This window comes from Hymenobacter negativus, assembly GCF_017571495.1.
In the GTDB taxonomy this organism is placed as follows: domain Bacteria; phylum Bacteroidota; class Bacteroidia; order Cytophagales; family Hymenobacteraceae; genus Hymenobacter; species Hymenobacter negativus.
Genome location: NZ_JAGETZ010000010.1, coordinates 215,215 through 236,450, shown reverse-complemented (window position 1 = coordinate 236,450; position 21,236 = coordinate 215,215). Strand labels below are relative to the sequence as shown.

General features: G+C 58.5%; 19 protein-coding genes. 11 read left to right on the top strand and 8 right to left on the bottom strand.

Features of this window, described 5'->3' with window-relative positions:
- Positions 1 to 262 precede the first annotated feature (262 nt).
- From J4E00_RS19890 to J4E00_RS19870, 5 genes are all read left to right on the top strand, one after another.
- A complete protein-coding gene (locus J4E00_RS19890; protein ID WP_208177019.1) occupies positions 263 to 1,012 on the top strand; it encodes a YHYH protein in 750 nt (249 codons plus the stop codon).
- Between the two features lie 103 nt (positions 1,013 to 1,115).
- Positions 1,116 to 1,562, top strand: coding sequence for a toxin-antitoxin system YwqK family antitoxin (locus J4E00_RS19885; RefSeq protein ID WP_208177018.1), 447 nt, complete (start codon positions 1,116 to 1,118; stop codon positions 1,560 to 1,562).
- A 146-nt stretch (positions 1,563 to 1,708) separates the two neighbouring features.
- Positions 1,709 to 2,407, top strand: a complete 699-nt coding sequence (locus J4E00_RS19880; protein WP_208177017.1) for an SCO family protein — start codon at positions 1,709 to 1,711, stop codon at positions 2,405 to 2,407.
- Positions 2,408 to 2,612: 205 nt separating this feature from the next.
- On the top strand, positions 2,613 to 4,256 hold the full coding sequence (locus J4E00_RS19875; RefSeq protein ID WP_208177016.1) for an aryl-sulfate sulfotransferase: 1,644 nt from the start codon (positions 2,613 to 2,615) through the stop codon (positions 4,254 to 4,256).
- Between the two features lie 730 nt (positions 4,257 to 4,986).
- Positions 4,987 to 6,141, top strand: coding sequence for a replication initiation protein (locus J4E00_RS19870; RefSeq protein ID WP_208177015.1), 1,155 nt, complete (start codon positions 4,987 to 4,989; stop codon positions 6,139 to 6,141).
- Positions 6,142 to 6,238: 97 nt separating this feature from the next.
- On the opposite strand, the gene J4E00_RS19865 is transcribed toward J4E00_RS19870, so the two are convergent.
- The 7 genes from J4E00_RS19865 to J4E00_RS19835 all read right to left on the bottom strand — a co-directional run bounded on the left by J4E00_RS19865 (position 6,239) and on the right by J4E00_RS19835 (position 10,293).
- Positions 6,239 to 6,718, bottom strand: a complete 480-nt coding sequence (locus tag J4E00_RS19865) for a hypothetical protein (RefSeq protein ID WP_208177014.1) — start codon at positions 6,716 to 6,718, stop codon at positions 6,239 to 6,241.
- Positions 6,718 to 7,452 carry a DUF1963 domain-containing protein gene (locus J4E00_RS19860; protein WP_208177013.1) on the bottom strand — a complete coding sequence of 245 codons (735 nt, stop codon included), beginning with the start codon at positions 7,450 to 7,452 and terminating at the stop codon, positions 6,718 to 6,720. Before J4E00_RS19860 ends, J4E00_RS19865 begins: the two co-directional genes overlap by 1 nt.
- A 408-nt stretch (positions 7,453 to 7,860) precedes the next feature.
- Positions 7,861 to 8,418 (bottom strand): GNAT family N-acetyltransferase, encoded by a 558-nt coding sequence (locus J4E00_RS19855; RefSeq protein WP_208177012.1) that lies wholly within the window; start codon positions 8,416 to 8,418, stop codon positions 7,861 to 7,863.
- A gap of 76 nt (positions 8,419 to 8,494) precedes the next feature.
- Positions 8,495 to 8,752, bottom strand: coding sequence for a DUF4260 family protein (locus J4E00_RS30315; protein WP_208177011.1), 258 nt, complete (start codon positions 8,750 to 8,752; stop codon positions 8,495 to 8,497).
- 40 nt (positions 8,753 to 8,792) lie between these two features.
- Positions 8,793 to 9,746 carry a HipA domain-containing protein gene (locus J4E00_RS19845; RefSeq protein ID WP_208177010.1) on the bottom strand — a complete coding sequence of 318 codons (954 nt, stop codon included), beginning with the start codon at positions 9,744 to 9,746 and terminating at the stop codon, positions 8,793 to 8,795.
- A complete protein-coding gene (locus J4E00_RS19840) occupies positions 9,743 to 10,072 on the bottom strand; it encodes a HipA N-terminal domain-containing protein (protein ID WP_208177009.1) in 330 nt (109 codons plus the stop codon). The genes J4E00_RS19845 and J4E00_RS19840 overlap by 4 nt, the downstream gene beginning before the upstream one ends.
- Positions 10,069 to 10,293, bottom strand: a complete 225-nt coding sequence (locus J4E00_RS19835) for a helix-turn-helix transcriptional regulator (protein ID WP_208177008.1) — start codon at positions 10,291 to 10,293, stop codon at positions 10,069 to 10,071. Before J4E00_RS19835 ends, J4E00_RS19840 begins: the two co-directional genes overlap by 4 nt.
- 333 nt (positions 10,294 to 10,626) lie before the next feature.
- Between J4E00_RS19835 and J4E00_RS19830 the strand changes: the two genes are divergently transcribed.
- From J4E00_RS19830 to J4E00_RS19805, 6 genes are all read left to right on the top strand, one after another.
- Positions 10,627 to 11,970 (top strand): MFS transporter, encoded by a 1,344-nt coding sequence (locus tag J4E00_RS19830; RefSeq protein WP_208177007.1) that lies wholly within the window; start codon positions 10,627 to 10,629, stop codon positions 11,968 to 11,970.
- Between the two features lie 247 nt (positions 11,971 to 12,217).
- Positions 12,218 to 12,802 (top strand): phosphonate degradation HD-domain oxygenase, encoded by a 585-nt coding sequence (locus J4E00_RS19825; protein ID WP_208177006.1) that lies wholly within the window; start codon positions 12,218 to 12,220, stop codon positions 12,800 to 12,802.
- Positions 12,803 to 12,872: 70 nt separating this feature from the next.
- Positions 12,873 to 16,157, top strand: coding sequence for a SusC/RagA family TonB-linked outer membrane protein (locus J4E00_RS19820; RefSeq protein ID WP_208177005.1), 3,285 nt, complete (start codon positions 12,873 to 12,875; stop codon positions 16,155 to 16,157).
- A gap of 20 nt (positions 16,158 to 16,177) precedes the next feature.
- The gene (locus J4E00_RS19815) at positions 16,178 to 17,758 is read left to right on the top strand and encodes a SusD/RagB family nutrient-binding outer membrane lipoprotein (protein ID WP_208177004.1); all 1,581 of its coding nucleotides are present in this window, start codon (positions 16,178 to 16,180) and stop codon (positions 17,756 to 17,758) included.
- A gap of 158 nt (positions 17,759 to 17,916) precedes the next feature.
- Positions 17,917 to 19,020: a sulfatase-like hydrolase/transferase gene (locus tag J4E00_RS19810; RefSeq protein ID WP_208177003.1), complete on the top strand. Its 1,104-nt coding sequence runs from the start codon at positions 17,917 to 17,919 to the stop codon at positions 19,018 to 19,020.
- 47 nt (positions 19,021 to 19,067) lie between these two features.
- Positions 19,068 to 20,330: an alkaline phosphatase family protein gene (locus tag J4E00_RS19805; RefSeq protein WP_208177002.1), complete on the top strand. Its 1,263-nt coding sequence runs from the start codon at positions 19,068 to 19,070 to the stop codon at positions 20,328 to 20,330.
- Positions 20,331 to 20,482: 152 nt separating this feature from the next.
- On the opposite strand, the gene J4E00_RS19800 is transcribed toward J4E00_RS19805, so the two are convergent.
- On the bottom strand, positions 20,483 to 21,220 hold the full coding sequence (locus J4E00_RS19800; RefSeq protein ID WP_208177001.1) for an HAD family hydrolase: 738 nt from the start codon (positions 21,218 to 21,220) through the stop codon (positions 20,483 to 20,485).
- Positions 21,221 to 21,236 lie beyond the last annotated feature (16 nt).

Sequence of the window (21,236 nt, the reverse complement as noted above, 5' to 3'; positions counted from 1 at the left end):
GAGGGGGAAGGGGGGAGAACAAGCATATGTGCTTACTGCCAGTCGCCAAGGCTCCGGAACCCGGCCTGCGCACGCTTCTTACAGGCCGGGCAGAGCGCGCCGCAGGGCGCAGTAGCAGGCACTCTTACTTGCCCTTCGAAAACAGTCTTTGCTTTCCTGACATCCTCAAATTTGGGCAGAATGATTAAACCTGAGCGGCTTTCCTTGCTCTACAGTTCAGAACGGTTGCTACCCAACCAACTTCACCCTTTAAAGACCCTCTATGCGTTTCTTTCTGATTTTGATACTACCAACTGTGCCACTGCTGAGTTTGCTGGCCTGCTCCAAAGACGACGATGTGGCCCCGGCGCCCACTGCCACCATGGTGGGTGCCGGAGTGCCCGATGTGTACAGGAAGATATACGGTGCGACCTCCATTACCCTGGACGGCGGCTACGTGGTTATCAAAACCAAAAACCTACCCGACCACAAAAGCCCTTATTATTCGGGGGCTGGTTATGAAGCCTACAATGGCACCAACACCAGTTACCGCCAGAACCCTAACCGCATCGTAGAACAGAGCTATACGTACCGGATTCCGTTGACGCCCCAGGAGGCCACCCGGAAATCGGCCACGCCGCTGGGCAGCATTGGTGTGTCGTTGAACGGAGTGGCCTTCTTCAACCAATACGCCGGCCCCGCCCAACCGCTGACCAACGAAATCAATTCGTTTGACCAGTACAATGGCCACCCGCAGGCCACAGGTGCCTACCACTACCATGTGGAGCCAACCTACCTGACAGCGCTCAAGGGCCGCGACACGCTGCTGGGCTTTTTGCTGGATGGCTTCCCGGTGTATGGCCCCATCGAAAACGGCGTGGCAGTGACGAATGCTGGCCTTGATGCCTACCACGGCCATACCCACGCCACCACCGATTACCCGGCCGGGACTTATCACTACCACATCACCAATGCCGACCCTTACCTCAATGGCGATGGATTTTTTGGGACGCCTGGTACCATTACGCAGTAGCAACTGGTGGCCAAGATGGTGGGCAGTTGGATGGCTGACGGCCCTACTGCTGGCCGGATGCGGCGTACCGACCCGGCTACCTACTCAGGCTCCGGGCCTGCGTTTGACGGCCGAAACACTCACTTACAAGGGTAAACTTTACACGGGCACCCTCTTCGAATTGAGCCCAACCGGCGACACACTGGCTTTGCATCCCTACCGGCAGGGTCGCCTGCATGGATTGGCACAGCAGTGGTATGGTTCCGGGCAGCGCCGGGAGCAGCGCCGCTACGCTGCGGGCCGTGAGGAAGGCCTTGCCGAAGGGTGGTGGCCCGATGGACGGCCACACTTCCGGCGCAGTTTCCGGGCCGGGCAGTACGAGGGTCTGGTAGCAGAATGGTACGCTAATGGCCAGCCCGAGCGGCGCGGCAGCTACGTCGCCGGCCAGGAAGCAGGAAGACAGCAACTCTGGCTGCCCGACGGCACCCTGCGTGCCAATTACGAAGCCCGCAACGGCCGCCAATACGGTTTTATCGGAGCCAAACACTGCGCGACGGACAGGCTGCTATAGCACCCCACCAAATAGCAGAAGAACGCGCTGCCGAAGCCGCCCTTACCACTGGCTGACGACAACCAGGAGCATGGTCGCACCACCCTAAAAATTTCGGCTGCCTGTTGCTGAACAAGTACTTACTCATTGCTTACGCTGACTCTGCCATGCCTGACTATTGCCGTCATTTTCTATCCTGCCTTGCTGGGGTACTGCTGCTGGCGACCTGCCGCCCCGATGCGCCGGCTACTTCTGAAGCTCCCGCTGCACCTGCAAAACAGCAGGATATTGTCACGCGGCTGCCATTCTACCACGATGCCACTTTTACGCCGTTATGGTACCCAGCCGGGCAGTTGCCAGCCGACACGGTGCATGTGGTGGGGCCATTTCGCTTCACCGACCAGAACGGACAGGCCGTCACCAATGCGACCCTGGCCGGCCATGTATACCTGGCCAATTTCTTCTTCACCGAATGCCCGGGAATATGCCCGCGCATGAACGACAACTTGGAACGGGTGTTACACCATTTTGCCACGGAGCCCGACTTGCGGGCCGTGTCGTATTCCGTGATGCCGGAGCGTGACCAAGTGCCTGTGCTGCGCGCCTATGCAGAAAGTCGCCACATCGATGGCCGCCGCTGGCAGCTGCTAACGGGGTCAAAAGCGGCCATCTACCAGCTGGCCCGCAACCAGTACTTTGCTGACCAGAGCCTGAACCCCGCCGCCGACACCGGCCGCTTCCTGCACACCGAGCACATTCTGCTCGTGGACCGCACCGGCCACCTGCGCGGCCTTTACAACGGCACCCTGGCCCTGGATGCGGAGCGCATGAAAGAAGATGTCGCCCTACTGCTGAAAGAGCATTAAATGCAATAAGTCGGTCATCCTGAACGCTGTGAATGACTTCGTCATCACTGAGCAGCTGATAGTGCTTCGACTAATTCGAACATGGTGATGTCCCCCGCGGTGCTCAGCATGAAGGGAATGCAGCATTGCTGAACAGCTTCCAAATCCCCTAACTACCTGATTTTTATTTTTTAACCACTATTAATTGCCTGTCACCTTGAAAAAAATGCTTTCCCGATTACTACTAGCGGCCCTCGGTTGCGGACTGGTGCTTAATGTCCAGGCCCAGCAAACGGTAGGCGTGCAGCTGCACACCGCCGGCTCCACGGATGATGGGTACGTGCTGCTGGCTCCCATTCAGTACACGCGCACCTACCTGTTGGACAAGTGCGGCCGGCAAGTACACAGCTGGAACAGTGCCTACAAGGCCGGCCAGGCGGCTTATTTGCTTACCGACGGGACGCTGCTCCGGCCTGGCGCGCCACCCAATACCACCTTCACGGCTGGTGGCCTGGGCGGCATCATTGAGAAGATTGACTGGAATGGCAACGTGACCTGGAGCTACCGGATATCGAGCGCCACCGAATGCCAGCACCACGACATCCGCATTCTGCCCAACGGCAATGTGCTGGCGCTGGTGTGGGAAACCAAAACCGCTGCCGAAGCGCTGGCCGCCGGCCGCACAACCAACCTGATTGGCAGCAGCACCTGGAGCGAGAAAGTAGTGGAGTTGCAACCCGTGGGTACCAATCAGGCCAATATTGTGTGGGAATGGCACGCCTGGGACCACTTGGTGCAGGAAGCCGACCCTGCCCGTGCTAACTACGCGCCCGTAGCTCAACGTCCCGAGCGCATCAACGTGAACTATGCCGCCACGGCCAACCAGCCCGACTGGCTGCACCTGAACGCCATCGACTATAATCCCGCGCTTGACCAGATTCTACTGAGCTCACACGGCATGAACGAGATTTGGATAATCGACCATAGCACTACGACGGCCCAGGCGGCAAGTAGCACCGGCGGCGGACGTGGGCATGGCGGCGACCTGCTCTACCGCTGGGGCAACCCCGCCGCTTACAGCCAGGGTACCACTATGGCCCAGCGCCTGTTTGGCCAGCACAACGCCTTGTGGCTGCCAGCAGGTGTGCCTTTTGCTGGCAATATCCAGGTCTTTAACAACGGGCAGGGCCGGCCGGGCGGCAACTCCTCCTCGGTAGATGTACTGACGCCTCCCGAAACCGCCCCTGGCGTATACGCCACCGCTCTGCCCTACGGCCCGGCAACGTTGGCCACCACCTACGCCGCCACACCGCCCACCAGCTTGTATGCCCAGAATATTTCGGGCGCGCAACGCCTGCTCAATGGCAACCTCCTGATATGCAACGGGCCGGCGGGCCGGCTGTTGGAGGTAACCAGCGGTGGTACACTGGTTTGGGACTACATCAATCCGGTGGGCTCGATGGGCCCGGTAGCGCAGGGCGCTACCCCTACCCAGAACATTGTATTTCGGGCGCCTTTTTACCCCAGCAGCTACGCCGCGTTTACGGGCCGTACGCTTCCCCCAGGCGCGCCTCTGGAGCTAAATCCCACAGCCACCAGCTGCAGCCTATTGCTGGCCACACAGCCCAGCGCCGCCGATGAGGCCAAACTGCAGCTCTACCCCAACCCAGCGGCCACCAAACTGACCATTACTGTCCCATGGGCCAGCTACACGGTGCGCGTGCACAACGCGGCTGGCCAATTGGTGTGGCAGACACCAAACGGGCGGGAGCTATTGGTTGCCGGCTGGCCTGCGGGGCTGTACGTGCTATCGGTACAAGCAACCGATGGCACGGTGCTGCGCCGCAAGTTCAGCATAGGGCAACCCTAGCCCGGCTAGCTCTAAACCAATCAAGCCGGGTACTCTGCGTAATCATGCAGGGTGCCCGGCTTGATTGGTTTAGCAGCTCGACAAGCGGGCAGTTGCGCCGGTGGTCCAAGGGCCAATGCATGGGAAGCATCACAAGGTATTCCAAATGATTTGGTGCAGTTGCTGCCTGTGCTACCAAGAACAGACGTGGCCGGTTGGATTTGACGGGCCTGAGTGAATAGTTGGAGCATTGACCCCCTTTTTGTAGTCGCGTCACCCCCTTTTTGTAGTCGCATATCTAGAGTAAGAATGTGCGAAAAGGCTGTTTATAGACAGTAGAAAGGGTTTTTATGCCCATACGACTACAAAAAGGGGGTGACGCGGCCCCTTATCCAACTACTTGATAGCTGATGCTTTCGCTTAAGCTTCAAAAACCTTAAAAAAAGACTGCTAAAAATAACTAGTAGTTTACTTTGTTTATAAAGTTTACTAGTTTACCCTGTCCATAACTTATTCATTCATAATATAATACAAGCGCATGCGACTACAAAAAGGGGGTGACACGACTACAAAAAGGGGGTGACACGACTACAAAAAGGGGGTGACACGACTACAAAAAGGGGGTGAAAGGCAGGCAATGCGACTACAAAAAGGGGGTGACACGACTTCTTATTTAGAATCTTGTAGTCGAATGGCTGTAAAACGTGTATTTTTACCTCCCTGCCTTCCGCCACCTGCTGCCTTCCCACCCATGAATCCTGCTCTGTTTCCGGTTGCTCACCCATTGGTGGTGCAGCACAATGCCTTGGTTAATGCCCGCTTTGACCTGAATACGACGGAGTCCCGGCTCTTTCTGGCTTTGTTGGCGCGGGTGCAGCGCGAGGATACTTCATTTGCCAAATGCCAAGTGTCGGCGCGGGAGGTGATGGGCGCTACGTCCAGCAACAGCATCTACGAGAAGGTGCGCAAGATGCTCAAGGACTTTACCAGCCGGACCTTGCTCATCGAGAAGCTAGGCGTGGATGGCCGGCCCCTGAAAAAGCCCAGCTTCACGGTTATTCCCCTGCTGGCGTATGCCACCTACATCGAGGGGGAAGGCATCATCGAGGCACAGTTCAACGACTTGTTGCGCGACTACCTGCTGGAACTGCGCGATAACTTCACAAAGGCCCAGCTCACCGAGCTGCTCAAGCTGAAAAGTGCCAGCTCCTACCGCATCTACTGGCTGCTGCGCGAATACGCCGCCTTTGGTAAGCGGACGATTCGGCTCGACGAGCTCAAGGCCATTCTAGGGCTGAGTGAGGAGTACGACCGTTTTAACAACTTCCGGGCCCGGGTATTGGAACGGGCCCGGGAGGAACTGGCCCAGACCGACTTGCCCTTTACTTACGAAGCCATCAAGCAGGGACGGGAAGTGACCGAGATACGGTTTCTGTTTCAGGCCAGCGGCACAGCCACTGCCCTGCCCGAGGTAGCCGCCTCGGAGTGGGAAACTGCCGTGCTTGCAGCCGGTGTATCAAGCAGCAGCTTGGCCATCATCCAAGGGCGTCTGACGGCGGGAGACTACGACGAAGGCTATATCCACTTTGTGATTTCCTCGGTGCGCGCCCAGGTGAAAGCCGGCAAGGTGAAGAAAGAAGGCGGGGCAGTATTCAAAGCCCTGACTGATGGGTACCTGCTGCCTGCCTACCAAAAAGCTCAGCAGGCCCCGGTTAAGGCCAAGCTCAAGCCCGCCGCGCTGGCCAAGTACAAGAAGCTGGAAAGCCAACTGGACGATGCCCGCATCAGCTTGAACTTCGTGCAAACTGCCGTTATCTACAACGACGAAACCCGTCCCCCCGCCGTTGAGCGTGTGCAGCTCATCATTAGGGACCTGGAGCAACAGTTGGCACAGTTGGTCGCTTAGCCACAGGTTGTAAGTTAGCTTTAGGTATTACGTGCTAAATTGCTTTTAAAGAATCTCATAAGGTAGAAATATAGGTGGCTGAATTCTCTTCCCAAGTTTAGTCGTCGCCTGCCACACTGGGCTGCAGCGTCTGGACGGTGTGTTGAATGACGGCATCCATCGCAGCCTTGCGAGTGGCCGGATACTCCCACAGGAAGGTGGTAAGCGTGTTGTTTTTGAGCACCGTTTTCTCGTAGAAAATCGTGCCCTGCAGCTGTCCGGAAAGGACGTAGCCCGTGCGCGTGAGCTGGTCGAGGGTGATGGTGGCGTGCTTCTTCTGCCAGCTCTGCCGGGCTATTCTTCGGTCTGCGGCCAGGCCTTCATCCAGAACGTTGTAGCCGGCGTAGGCGCTGAGCACGGTCTGCCCATCGGCCGACACAAAGCGACGACCGTCGCCGTTGCCAGCCTCGGGTTGGGGGCGGAGGTCGGCCGGGTAGTCAATGCGGTAGCCAAAGCGCTGGTTATAATAGGTTTTGTAGGTAGGCGGAGCCAGGCTGGTGAGTGCCAGAGTGACCCCTAGTAGGAGGAGCTTATGCATCAGCAGCTTTGTAGTTGGAAGGAGATGGTGGCGGGGTCGTGGCCATCCACACAGAAATAAAGCAGGCCGGAATCGCCCCAGGCAAAGTCCTCGGTGCTATCGAATTGCAGCCAGAATGTGCCCGTGGGATAGGCTCCTTGCAGCCATTTCGCGTAGCCGCCCACCCAGGAACCCAGGTCGGGCTCCCCAGCCAGTTCCGTTACGGCTTGTTGATAGGCCTTGCGCCAATTTTTGGGGCGCAGTTGCTCACATAGGGCCTTCAAAGCAGGGGAGATGTCTTCCAACTCGTCTACGTCGGGTAGGGAAGGGGCTGCCTGGGTGCGGATATGGCTGAATTCAATGGGCGGCAGCGCGACGGGCCGGGGTACCTGAATCAAGTGCTCGGGCCGAATGCGGGGGTAGGTTTTTACGCGGAAGTTATGCGGGTCACCATCATCAAACGGCAGTTCGCCCCAGTGGTAATTCTGGTAGAATTGCACTACCTGCGCTTCAAATGGCCAGGGCATGGCCCCATCAGGGTTCACCAGTTGAAAGATGAGTTCCAGGGGTTGGGCGGTATCGGGGTTGGTGGGCCAGGTTTCGCCGGTTTCAAAGTAGGGGTCACCACCGATGTGCGAAAATAACTGTGAAGCGGCTGGGCGTTCGGCCGGCGCTATCTGTAGTTGCTGCTTAGTAAGCAATAGGCTTTGCAATTGGGTGCGGAGTTGTTCGCTCAGAAGGGTTTCGGGGGACATATAGCAAGGCTTGAAAAAGCTCTGATGGTATGAACGTGTGGGCTTTAATGCACGTGCCGACGAGGTGCGGAACTTGCCTAAAAGCTACCCTGAATAGGAAGGTTATTTAGCCAGCTAAAGTAACGCTGTGGTTTTCGATGCAAATGTATGCCGGTCATTTGGCGGCGTTATGCCCGTGGCTCATTTCGATTAGCAAAGGAAAGGCGGCTTATTAACACTAGCAGGTCTCAGCTGCGGCCCGTGCTGTATTCCCGCGCCGTATCGCTCAGCACCAGTTATTGCTGTGGTCAGTTGCGCCGGCGCAACTGACCACAGCAACAATAGCATCGCTCTAAAGAGCCACTCCAGCAGTCTTTTTAATTTGCAAAATTATAAATACATTAATTTTTTAAATAATTTTGCTCAGAATTAAACCTGGGCCGGAGCCCATCGGGTATACACGGCCGTATCCAGAAATTGGCCCCCGAAGTAGATGTTTTCGCGAAACAGGCCTTCGCGAACAAAGCCGTGCTTTTCCAATAGCCGGATAGAGGCGTCGTTCCCCGGGTCCAGATGCGCCTCGATGCTATGCAGCTTCATGGTCTCGAGGCCGAAACGGACCACGGCGGCCATTGCCTCACTCATCAGCCCCTGCCGGCTGTGCACCGGGTGCAGCCCATAGCCGATTTCGGCCCGATAATTTTCGGGCTGCAGGTTCCACAAACAGATGGTACCCAATAGGTCCGGCTGGTTGGGCCAGCTCAGTCCCCATGTAATAGATATGTTGTTCGCCCAATTATCGTGCAACAGTTGGATATGCTCTTGGGCCTGTTGCATGGAAGGTTCCGGCTCGCGGGGCACATAGCGCAGGAATGCTGCATCGGAGCGAAAGAACTGCACTGCGGGGGCATCATCGGGAGTGAGCTGCCGCAGGATGAGTCGCGGCGTGTGCAATACCGGAAACGGCGTGAATTGAATAGCAAGCATGGGAATTTACGATGCGCTGTTTACCATCAGCTACGACTGTGTAAACAAGCAGATGGAAGCTTCCAAACCGGTGGTGCTACCCCGGATTAGCAATATTAGCGTGTGCCCGCCAGCAATGCGAGTGTCGGCCCAAAAACCACCCTCCCAAGCCTGCTGCCAAGGCCAATTTCTTCTGATGCATTAGGTTGCAGCTGGCGCCCCGTATGTGTGGGCCGGCTACATAACTCAGCATGCTCAGGTCAGAAAACAGAAAGATGGCGGTAAATAACTGCCTGCCACAGGTCAAATCGGTGAACCAGGGTAGGCCAGTAGCATTCCCGCTAACTCTTTGCATTAGCGCACACCTGTGATGCCTCATGAGTAACAGTAGGCAATTAAACCAGGTCTAATTGAGCAAGGCGGTGGTTCAGAAGGGTGTGAAATTGCTCCTTGAGTTTCTCCGGCAAAAAGCTAATGTCGATAAACTCCTGCCAAGCTGGTTTTGCCTTGGTAAAGCGCGTGAGCATACCGGTCACCACTTTATCATCAATGCCGGCCCGCTGTGCGGCCTGCCGGAAGTCTGACTGCCGCAGCCGCTTCTTCTTGCCGTTGAGGGTGAGGGCCAATTCCTCTGTGTCAGTGGGGTTGACCAGCGCGGTGGCCACCAGGTCATAGGCCGGGGCCAGGCCATAGCCCAGGCCGGGCGTTTGGAGCAGCGAGAAATTCTTCAGGTGCATGTCGGCATTGCCGGTCAGAAAGCAGAAAAGCACCAGCTCGTAGTAGTTGACTACGTCCAGGCCGGGGTTAGCCGAGTGCTTCAGAATAACTTTGGCCACCTGTTCGTGGGAGCCGTCGTACTTATTTTCCGTCAGGCGCTCGGTGAGTTGGCACATGTCTTCCATGGCCAGTTTGCGGCCCTTCTGCCGGTCGATGCGGCGCGTGACATAGGCCAGCGCTCCACCTTCGAGGCGCAGCAGCCCGTGGGGTACCGTATGCAAGCGGGCCAGCGTGGCCAGGTGCATGGTCAGGTCTTCCACTTCGGGCAGGTGCGGGTAGCGGGCCGTGGGCGGCTTAAGAATGTATTCGCCGTCGAGCGCCCCGACAATGGTGAAGCGGCCGGACTGCCCGGCTGCTCCCGCCGGCGCTACGGTCAGCGAAAGCTTGGGCTGCACGCCCGTTACGGTGATGTGCTGGCGCACAACGGCTTCGGCCAGGGCTAGCATCTCGGCCTCGGTGTAGGGAAACGCTGGCGGCAGGGCTCTGCCAAATAGTTTGCGACTGCATGCCGAATGGTACGCGGGGCTGTCGGGGGCGGGCAGGGGCTGGTAGCAGTAAAGGCAGCGGTTCATGCGTCGGCGGTTTCGAGCGGGTAAATACTCACTGCCCCGATGCAGTCGCGGCAGCAGGCCAGCAGCAGGCCCATGCGGTCGCGGGCGTTGAGCTTCCAGTTCTTCTCGGCCACTTCCAGCAGCCAGCCTTCGGGAATCAGCCCATCAAAAAAAGGAAACAGCACCCGCTCTACGTAGGCCGCGGAGCGGAGCGGCAACGTCAGGCTCACCGGCTCCGGAGCGCTGGTGAGTAGGTAAAGAGGCGAATAGGCGAAGGTGTAGCCTTGCTCGTCCTGAGTAAGGTGCCCCGCCAGCTGCCCGTGCAAGTGTACTTCGGCCTTTTTCATGCCTCTTGGATAAGATGAGTACGGTCTAGTGGAGCAGGAGCCAACTCATGGCCAAACAAGCGCAACACCAGGTTCACTTTATCCAGCCGCAACGTGGCTTTGCCCTGTTCCAACTCCCGCACGAACCGCAGGCCTACACCAGCTTTAGCAGCTAGGTCCGGTTGGGACAATTGGAGCAGCTTGCGCCGCTGCTTGACGAATGCAGACAGAGGGTTGAGCATAATGTATACCCGAACGGGGTTATTTAGAACGCAAATGACTTTATAGCACCCGTTCGGGTATAAATATACGTCATGGCATTGACCTTATACCCGAACGGGTAGCCTTGATGCATGTATCACCGCTAAGTAAAGGCAATTCGAAGCTTTTCGTGCGAAGGAATACTTTACTTATACTCAACAAACACACGCTATTTGTTAACAGACAAACAACGTGCTCACAACAGCAGACGCTTTGCATAAACCCAACTTTGTGGTTCCAAAGCATTAGCAATCAGCCGGTATTTTGAAAAATGCTGGCGAGCTGGTGCCTTCTTAATTACCGGTTCGCTCACCATGGCCAAGCTTCTGCTGCATACCCCTTTGCAACGTTGGCAACTGCGCACGGCCGCGGGTTTGTTTGTGGGCTACAGCGCCTATTACCTGTGCCGCTCGAATCTGGCCGTGGCCGCTCCGCTGCTCATCCGCGAGTTTGGTAGCCAGGGGCTCAATAAGGAAGTGATGGGGCAGATTGCCTCGGTGGGGGTGCTTTTTTATGCCGCTGGTAAGGTGGTAAACGGGGTGCTGGGCGACTTCCTAGGCGGTAAGAAAATCTTCCTGCTCGGCATGGTGGGGGCCGTGGCCGCCACGGTTGCATTTGGGCTGGGGCAGGGGGTGGCGGTGTTTTTTGTGGCCTGGGCGCTCAATCGGCTGGTGCAGGCAATGGGCTGGGCGGGCCTGGTCAAAATCACGGCGCACTGGTTTTCATACCGCTCCTACGGCAAGATAATGGGTCTGCTCAGCCTTAGCTACTTAGTGGGTGATATTGCCGCCAAGCTGCTGCTGGGCCAGCTGCTGGTGCTGGGTATGGGGTGGCGGGGGCTGTTTGGGGTAGCGGCAGCTATCCTGGCCCTGGTAGCGCTGGCCAACTGGTTTACGCTGGCCAGCACACCCGCCAGCGTGGGCCTAACGGCACCACCCAGCAACCCGGACAGCCTGTTCGAAGCTGGCCTGGCGGCTAAGCAGCCGGCTTCACTCGGGGCACTGTTGGGGCCTTATTTCCGCAGCCCGGCCTTTTTGCTGTTGCTGGTGCTCTCATTTGGCCTCACTGCGCTACGAGAAGCCTTTAGCTTCTGGGTGCCGACTTATCTGGTGGAAGCCGCACACCTCTCCGAAAGCGCGGCCTCGCAGTACAGCGCGCTGTATTCGGCCTTTGGGATGCTGTCGATTCTAGGTGCAGGCTACCTCTCCGATACTTGGCTGCGGGGGCAGCGCGGCCCCTTGCTGCTGGCAGCCTGCCTAGGGCTGGTGCCCGTGCTGGTGCTCATGGCCCAGCCAACCAGTGGCGGCCTGCTACCGCTGGTGCTCATTTCGCTCGTTGGGCTGCTTTTGTTGGGTCCCTACTCTTTTTTGGCCGGGGCCATGGCACTCGATGCGGGCGGGCGGCAGGGCGCGGCTACGGCGGCGGGCCTGGTCGATGCCGTGGGCTATGTGGGCGGCACGGGGGCGCTGTGGCTCACCGGCCGGCTGGCCGAGCACCAGGGCTGGAGCGGAGCCTTCCTGGCATTGGCGGCACTAGCGGCAGCAACGGCGGTAGCAGCGCTGGTTTTCTATAGCACCCAGGAAAGGCCGCTAAGGCCGTCAGCAGCCAATGTAGCAGCTGTGGTCGTTGACCTATATGAAAAACCAGGCTACAATTAGGTAACGATTTGGTGATTAATCAGCGACACGCGCCACACAGTTGGCGCAGAACTTTGCCAGCAGTTAGCAGAGCCTCTCAGACGGCTGATTAATGCTGATTTAAATAACGGCCTCCTCCCACCCAGCCGTTTTTCGCTGCCTGCGGGCTGGCATGGCTACAGCACTGCGCTGCCCCCTACCCGCTTTTTGGATACAGAAATGCTCGTGAAGGGCTTACCTGGCTTTTTCCAACCTCATTTTTTGCGGCATGATTGCCAAACAGTTACTCACTCCTAAACAGGCAGTGGCGCAGGTTTTCGGCCTGTACCAAACCTTGGGCCACGCCGACTACATCGGTGAGCCCGTGTCGCAGCTGGAGCACATGTGGCAGGCAGCGGTGCTGGCCGAAATGGCTGGGGCCGACGACGAGGTGGTGCTGGCTGCCTTCTTCCACGACCTGGGCCACCTGTGCGCCGCCCAACAGGCCGACTCGATGGATGGCTACGGAGTGGTGAACCACGAGAAGCTGGGAGCCGACTACCTGCGGGAGCTGGGCTTTTCGGAGCGGGTGACCCGGCTGGTGGAAAGCCACGTGCAGGCCAAGCGCTACCTCACGCACAAGTACCCCAGCTACCTGCGCCAATTGTCGCCGGCCAGCCTGGCCACGCTCGCTTTTCAGGGCGGGGTGATGAGCCCGGGCGAAGCAGCGGCCTTCGAGCGAGACCCGGATGCCCACCTCATGCTGCAGTTGCGGCAGTGGGACGAGCAGGCCAAGGAAACCAACCAGCCGGTGGGCAGCCTCGGCTACCTCAAGGAGCTGGCCCTGCGGCACTTGCTGCAGCAGCAACGCTAGCCCCTTCGGTCAATATCATGCGTGACCAACTGGTGCGCTTTTCCTGATTTTCACCCATCTCTCCTTACTCATGAGAAGTATTTACAGGCAATTCCAAGTGCTAATGTTGGTGCTGCTGTTTGGGCTGGCCCCCGGAATAGCACGGGCACAAAATCCCATCAGCGGCGTCGTGACCGACGATAAAAAGCAGCCGCTGCCAGGCGTGAGCATTGTTATCAGGGGCACCAGCCAAGGCACATCGACTGATTCGGACGGCCATTTTACGCTGAATACCAAGCCCGGTGATGTGTTGACCATCAGCTTTTTGGGGACGGTGGCGCAGGAAGTGACCGTGGGCAGCCAGAGCAGCCTGACTGTGGCGCTGCTGCCGGATAATAAGCAGCTCGACGAAGTAGTGGTGACTGCGCTAGGCGTGAAAAAGGAGACGCGCAAAATTGGCTATGCGGTGCAGGAAGTAAACGGCGAGGACATTGTGAAGGCCCGCGACCCCAACCCCATTTCGGGCCTCACGGGCAAGGTAGCAGGCCTTTCGGTAGGCCCTTCGGCCGAGCTGTTGCGGGCACCCAACGTGCTGCTGCGCGGCGGTAGCGTGTCGCTCTACGTGGTCGATGGCTTCCCGATTAACACAGATACTTGGAACATTAGCCCCGATGATATTGAGACCTATACGGTGCTGAAAGGGCCAGCGGCAGCGGCGCTCTACGGCAACCGCGCCTCGAACGGGGCCATTCTGATTACCACTAAGAAAGGGAACAGGAACAAGAAGGGCTTCACGGTGGAAGTGAACAGCAGCAACGTCATCCAATCGGGCTTCCTCGCGTTTCCGCGCTTGCAGGACTCGTACGGTGCGGGCGAAAACACGCAGTATCAGTTTGTGGATGGCAAAGGTGGCGCCCCGGGCGGTGTAGATGGCGACTACGACGTGTGGGGACCCTACTTCGCGGGCCAACTGATTCCGCAATACGACTCGCCCATTGTGAATGGGGTGCGCCAGGGGACGCCCTACGTAGCACGGGGTGCCAACAACCTGAAGAACTTCCTCCGCACCGGCTTCCAGACCAACAACAACATTGCGCTCAGCGCCAATGGCGACACCTATACCACGCGCTTCTCGGTGTCGCAGCAAACCCAGAACAGCTACATCCCCAACAACGGGCTCAACATTATCAACTTCAACCTCTACGGCGCTTTTAATCCCACCCCGCGCTTCCGGGTGGAAGCCAATGTGAACTTCAACCGCCAGTTTACCGATAATTTTCCGGACGTGGATTATGGTCCTAATAGCCTCATCTACAGCTCGGCGGTGTGGACCGGGGCCGACTGGGACGTGAATGCACCCGACATCCGGGGCATCTGGCAGCCGGGGCAGGTGGGCGTGCAGTCGGTGTTTGCCGAGTATCAGCGCTACCACAACCCTTGGCTGATGGTGGAAAAATGGACGCGCGGCCACTACAAAAACGACACCTATGCCTATCTAACCGGCAACTTCAAGATTGATAACCACCTGAGTGCCACCCTGCGCACCCAAATCAGCACCTACGGCCTGCTCCGCACCGAGAAGATGCCATTTTCGGCTCACCCCTACGGCCGCGAGGGTAACTTGGGCGACTACCGCGAAGACCGCCGCAACTTGTTCGACAACAATGCGGAGGGCTTTCTGAACTTCAGCTATGACTTGGGCGAAAACAAGTTTCTGAACTTCTCGGGCCTACTAGGTGCCAACGTGCGCAACATGACCTACAACTCAAACTGGACGTCGACCGACTACCTAAACGTGCCGGAGGTGTACGCCTTCAGCAACTCACTCAACCCGGTGCAGTCCACGAGCTTCAACTCGCAGATGCGGGTGCTGAGTGCTTATTACTCGATTGATGCTGCCTTGGGCCGCTACGCCACGCTGTCGTCTACGGGGCGCGTCGACCGGTCGTCAGCCTTTCAGCAGGCCACCAATTACTTCTACCCCAGTGCCTCACTGGCCACAGTGGTATCGGACTACATTGGCCTGCCCCACGCCATTTCTTTCCTGAAGCTGCGGGCTTCCTACGCCAACATTCGCACCGATGCCACGTCGCCCACCATCGGGCCGGCTCCGTTCAGTTCCATCACGGCGCTGGGTGGCAGTGCAGGCAACTCCCTCTTCACCAATCCGCTCGGCTACGGCAATACCTACCTATCGCCCTACAACGGCCCCGATTACTCGCTGCAATCCAACTACTCAACCAGCAAGCCTTACAACAACCAGACGGCCGGCTACGGGACCAACAACCTGCTCGCGCCCGGTCTGAAAACGTCGACCCGCGTCAACTACGAAGAGGGCATCGACGTCAAGTTCCTGCAAAACCGGCTGGGTCTGAGTGCCACCGCTTTCCAGTACATCGATGGCCCTACGATACTGCCTAACCCACTGTCGTCGGCTACGGGCTACACCACGGAGTACATCAACGCATTGAAAACGACGCGGACCGGCTATGAGGTCAGCCTGACTGGTTCGCCGGTGCAAAACGCCAACGGCTTCGGTTGGGACGTGCTCGTGAACTGGTCGACTTACAAGCAGGTGTACAGCGAGCTGCCGCCCGGCCAGGAGGTGTACCAGACCTTCTACAAGCAGGGCGACCGGACGGACAAGTTCTACGGAACGGCTTTCGTGCGCAACGCTAACGGCCAAATCATCAACGACGCGGCTGGCAAGCCCCTCGCCAACCCGGTGCTACAGTACCTGGGCAACCTGAACTCGGACTACAACTGGAGCATCTACAACAAGGTCCACTATAAGTCGCTGAGCCTAGGCTTTCAGTTCGACGGCGCGGTGGGCGGCGTCACTACCGACTACATGTTCAACAAAACCATGCGCGGCGGCCGCAATGCTCTCACCGCCGAGGGTGCCTTGGGTGAGGCCCGCTACCAGGACTGGCTGAATTACGGCAAAACCGGCTATAGCGGCTCCTACGTGGGCGAAGGCGTGGTCATCACCAACGGCGGCAGCATCAACTACGACTCCCAGACGGGCGCAATTCTTAACGCGGAAGCCTTGCAGTTTGCCCCCAACACCACGGCCACGTTTGTGCAGGACTACGTGAGCAAGTACTACAATGTGCAGGAATCGAACCTGATGAGCAAGACGTTTGCCAAGCTGCGGGAAGTTACCATTGGCTACGACGTGCCCAGCTCACTACTTGGCAAGGGCTTCATTCAGAAATTGTCAGTGTCGGTCGTCGGCCGCAACCTGCTCTATTTCTACGGCGACAAGCGCTTCAAAGACGTGGACCTGGACCAGTACAACGGCGCTATTTCCGTCACGGGCCTGCAATCGCCCACCGTGCGCAGCTACGGCCTTAACCTGAACGCTACTTTCTAACCGTTACCGCCCCAATTCGGATGAAAAATATCTTTAAAACCGGCGGCTTGCTCGTGGGCCTCGCCCTGGCCAATACGGGCTGCAACAAGACCCTGGACGAGCTGACCATCAACGAGAACAAGCCCAACAGCCTGCCCGCTTCCTTGCTCTTCACGGGCATCCTCAACGATGCCTACGAGGCACCCAACGGCAGCTATGAGTACTGGGACCAGTACTACCTCAACAACTACGACTACTATGGCAACAACCGCTACGACTTCGGCAGCGGCACCATCTACTACACCACCCTCAAAAACGTGGGCCTCATGGAGCAGCAGGCCACCAAGGCCGGCTCGCCCGCTGTGAATCCCTACGAGGCGCTGGGCAACTTCTTCCGCGCCTACCTCTTCACCCGCATGAGCCTGGAAATGGGCGACCTTCCGCAGGCGCAGGCCTTGCAGGGACTGGGAGCCATCACGCCGGCCTACGACCCGCAGAAAGCCATTTTCGTGCAGTCCTTTAAGTGGCTGGAAAGCGCCAATACCGACCTGGCCAGCCTCATTGCAGGCGGGACCACGACAGTAGCCGGCGACATTTACTTCAATGGCGACCTGCGGAAGTGGCAGCGTGTGGTGAATACACTGCGCGTGCGCCTGCTGCTGAACCTGAGCAAGAGAACGGGCGACGCCGACCTCAACATCGCTGGGCAGTTTGCCGACATACTGAGCAACCCCACCAAGTATCCGCTCATGACCAGCGGCGCCGACAACATGCAGTATGTGTACGTGGCGACCACCAACAACTTCTACCCCAACAACAACCGAAACTTCGGCCAGGACGGCTCGCGCAAAAACATGTCGGCTACCTACGTGGGCTTGCTCACCCAGCTCCAGGACCCGCGCGTATTTGCCACCACCGAGCCCGCCCGCTACTCCGTCGACAACCTCAACCAGAGTCCCACCAGCTTTGCCTCTTTCATCGGAGCCGATGCCGGCCTCGACCTGGGCGTGATGTACAACAACGCTGGCCTGCAGAAATATTCGTTTCTGAACCGCAAGCGCTATTTCTCCACCCTCATTGGTGAGCCCACCATCCAGATTGGCTACCCTGAGCTGTGCTTCAACATCGCGGAGGGCATCAACCGGGGCTGGGCCACCGGCAACGCCGAAACCTGGTATACAGCCGGTATTCAGGCCTCGATGGGCTTCTATGGCATCCCCGCCAGTGGTACCTACGTGGCTTCGTTCTACCGCCCCGGCTCGACGGACGTCACCGCAGCTTCGAACTACGACACCTACAACATCCCCGTCAGCTTTACTACCTACTATGCCCAGCCCAGTGTGCAGTACACGGCCGACGCGGCTGGCCTGACCCGGATTTTGCAGCAAAAATACCTTGCCCTGTTCCGCCATTCGGGCCTGGAAGCCTACTACAACTTTCGCCGCACCGGCGTGCCTACCTTCACCACCGGGCCCGGTACCGGCAATGGTGGCCGCATTGCGCAGCGCTTCCAGTACCCCACCTCCGAGCGCACGGCCAACACCGCCAACTACCAGTCGGCGTTGCAGCGGCAGTACGCCGGCAACGACGACATCAATGGCCTGATGGAAGTGCTGAAGTAGCGGATTATTGGTGCAGCGCCAGCATTTCCTGCAACTAGTCATGCCGCCCGAAAGGCTTTGGACTGCTTATACAATTACGTTTTAAGACGGGCTCCCGGCCCTGCTGCTGTGCTTCGGCTAAAGACTGGGAGCCCGTGCATTACTTACTCGCTTTCTCCATGCGTCCACTCACTGGTTTTCTCACTGCTTGCCTGACTGGGCTGGCCCTCACCGCCCCGGCCCAAACGCCCAAGCTCCGTACCGAAAACGTGGTGCTCATCACCCTGGATGGGATGCGCTGGCAGGAAGTATTTGGTGGGGCCGATACGGCGCTGTTTCGCCAGACCAAGCAGTACTACACCGACCGGAAGCGCTTACAAAAAGACTTCGGCCAGGGGACGCCCAAACAGCGCCGCCAGACGCTGATGCCCTTCCTCTGGAATACCGTGGCCAAACAAGGGCAGCTCTACGGCAACCGCCCGGCCGGCAGCCTCGTGAACGTGACCAACACCATGCGCTTCTCGTACCCGGGCTACAACGAAATCCTGACCGGGGCTGCCGACGACGCCCGCATCCACAGCAACGACCCGCTCGACAATCCCAATGCCTCGGTGCTGGAAGTGCTCAATCAGCAGCCCGCTTTCCGGGGCAAGGTGGCGGCCTTCGGCTCCTGGGATGCCTACCCGTACATTCTCAACGAAAAGCGCAGTGGCCTGCCCGTCAATGCCGGCCAGCGCCAGGCCACTGGTGCCCACCTAACGCCCGGCGAGATACTGCTTAACCAGTTGGAAGTGGCCTCGCCCAGCCCGTTTGGCGAGGAGCGGCTCGACGCTTTCACCTACGGCTACGCGTTTGAGTATTTGAAGAAAAACAAGCCCCGCGTGCTCTACATTGGCTTCGGCGATACCGACGACTGGGCCCACGGCGGCGAGTACGGGGCCTATCTGCACGCCGCACAGTACACCGACGACTTCATTCGTCAGCTCTGGGCCTACCTGCAAAGCGACCCGCAGTACCGCGGCAAAACCACGCTGCTCATCACCACCGACCATGGCCGCGGCATAGAAGGAACCCAGTGGCAAACCCACGGCCGCGATGTAGTCGGGGCCGACCAAATCTGGATGGCTGCCCTCGGCCCCGATACGCCCGTCCTGAGCAAGCTCCCTACCGGCCAGCTCTACCAAAATCAGGTGGCTGCCACTCTGGCCCAGCTGCTGGGTCAGACCTACACGCCCACGCCCGCCACTGGCAAACCCGTAGAGGCTATGCTAGGGCGGAAATAGGGTAGGAGGGTGTAACGCGCAGAATGCTTGGCATGACCATTTTATTTATGAAAATTCAACTTATGTTTCTGCTGGGCCTGCTAAGCCTTGGCGCAGCGCACGCGCAGTCGCGCAGCCGCAAGGTGGTGTTCATTATTGCCGATGGCATCCCGGCTGACGTGCTGGAAAAGGCAAATACGCCGAATATCAAAAAAGTTATTGCGGCCGGCGCCTACCTCCCGGCCCACGTTGGCGGCGACCTGGGCACCTACACCCAGACGCCTACCATCTCAGCCCCCGGCTACATGGACCTGATTACCGGCACCTGGGGCTACAAGCACAACGTGTGGGACAACGACGTGAAAGCGCCTAACTACTCCTACCAGAATATCTTTCGTCTGCTGAAAGCCCAGCAGCCCCAGAAGAAAATCGGCATCTTCTCCACCTGGCTCGACAACCGCACCAAGCTGGTGGGCGAGGGCCTGCCCGCCGCTGGCAACGTGAAATTTGACTTCAAGGCCGATGGCTATGAGTTGGATACAGTGGCTTTTCCGCACGACAAAGGCAGTCTCTATACCCACAACATCGACGAAAAAGTGGTAGCCGAAGCCACAAAATGTCTGGCACAGGATGCTCCGGACCTTTCGTGGGTTTACCTGGAATATACCGACGACATGGGCCACCGCTACGGCGACAGCGAGCAGCAGCAACGCGCCGTGGGCTACGTAGACGAGCAGGTGGGGAAAATCTGGGCCACCATCCAGGCCCGTGCCCAACACCATCCCGAAGACTGGTTGCTGGTACTCACTACCGACCATGGCCGCGACGCGAGTACGGGCCGCGGTCACGGCGGGCAGTCGCCCCGCGAGCGCACCACCTGGCTGGTGCTGAGCGACAAAAATATGAATGACTACGCCCAGCGCAGGCAGGCCAGTATCGTGGATGTACTGCCCACCATGGCTCGCTTTATGCAGCTGCCCCTGCCCCAGGCCACCCAACGCGAGCTGGATGGTGTGCCCCTGATTGGCCCGGTATCGCTCATGCAGCCCAAGGTGTGGGCCACCCCCGACAGCCTGCATCTGAGCTGGACCGCCCTGGCCAGCAAACCTGAGAAGGTGAAAATATGGGCGACGACGACCAATAATTTCAAAACTGGCGGCGTGGACAAATACGTGCTGCTCGGGACCATGCCGCTGGCCCGTCAACGGGCGGCATTCAGCCGCAGCGCCTATCCGGCTCCCTTCTACAAAATCGTGCTCGAAGGGGAGCACAACACCCTAAATTCCTGGCTGATGCCAACTGGTGTACCCAAGCCCGGCAGCACCGAGTAGGAACGGATATCCAATAACATCACGCCCGGAGCAGTGCCGGTTGGTGTACGGTTTGGCCGGGTTCGACTGCGGACCCAGCCCGCCAATCCTCAAGAGCGGTTCCAGCACCTTGTGCATCGCGGAGCGAAGCAGGTCGAACTCAATGAGCCCCACTAGGTCAACACCAGCTCCTTTTCCAGTAGCTGCTGCAACTCAGCCAGCGAGGCCAGCAGGCCATCGTTCGGACACACCGCCAGCTGCTCGCGAGTGTGGGTGCCATTGGTGAGGCCCAGGCTGTACCGACAGCCCGCCTGACGGCCCGATTCAAGGTCAGATGGTGTATCGCCCACGTTGATAACTTGCTGCGGGTCAGTGATACCAAACACCTGCATGGCTTTTTTAATCATCAGCGGTGCGGGGCGGCCGACAGCCACTTCATCGCTGGCAATTGAAAGGTCGATAATGGCGTGCTCGTTGCCCCGGTACTGTGCGTCGAGGCCCTGGTCCCAGCCCAGGCGATGCAGAATAATATCCGTCACCTTCCGGTAGAAGCCCGTGGTGAGGGCAATGCGAATGCCCCGACTTTTGAGAAACGCCAGCAACTCCCGGCAGCCCTGGGTGGGCAGCACCGGCTGGGTGCGGTAGTGGGTTTCCAGAACGTCCTGGAATATCTGGTACGAGTGGTCCACGCAGGCCGTCAACTCTTCTGCCTGGGCAGCTGTGCCCAGCTGTTCCAACCAGAGCTGCTCAAACACAGCACGCTTGGCCTGGCCTTGCGCGGCCAGAATGCGGCTGGCCGTGGCCTGTAGGCCGGTAGCGGCGGCAGCCTGGGCAAAGCAGGCTTCTACTTCGTGCTGGTCGCGCACGGTGGTACCGGCCATGTCCAATACCACGAGTTGCAAAGGGCCCATAAAAGCGACGGTGTTT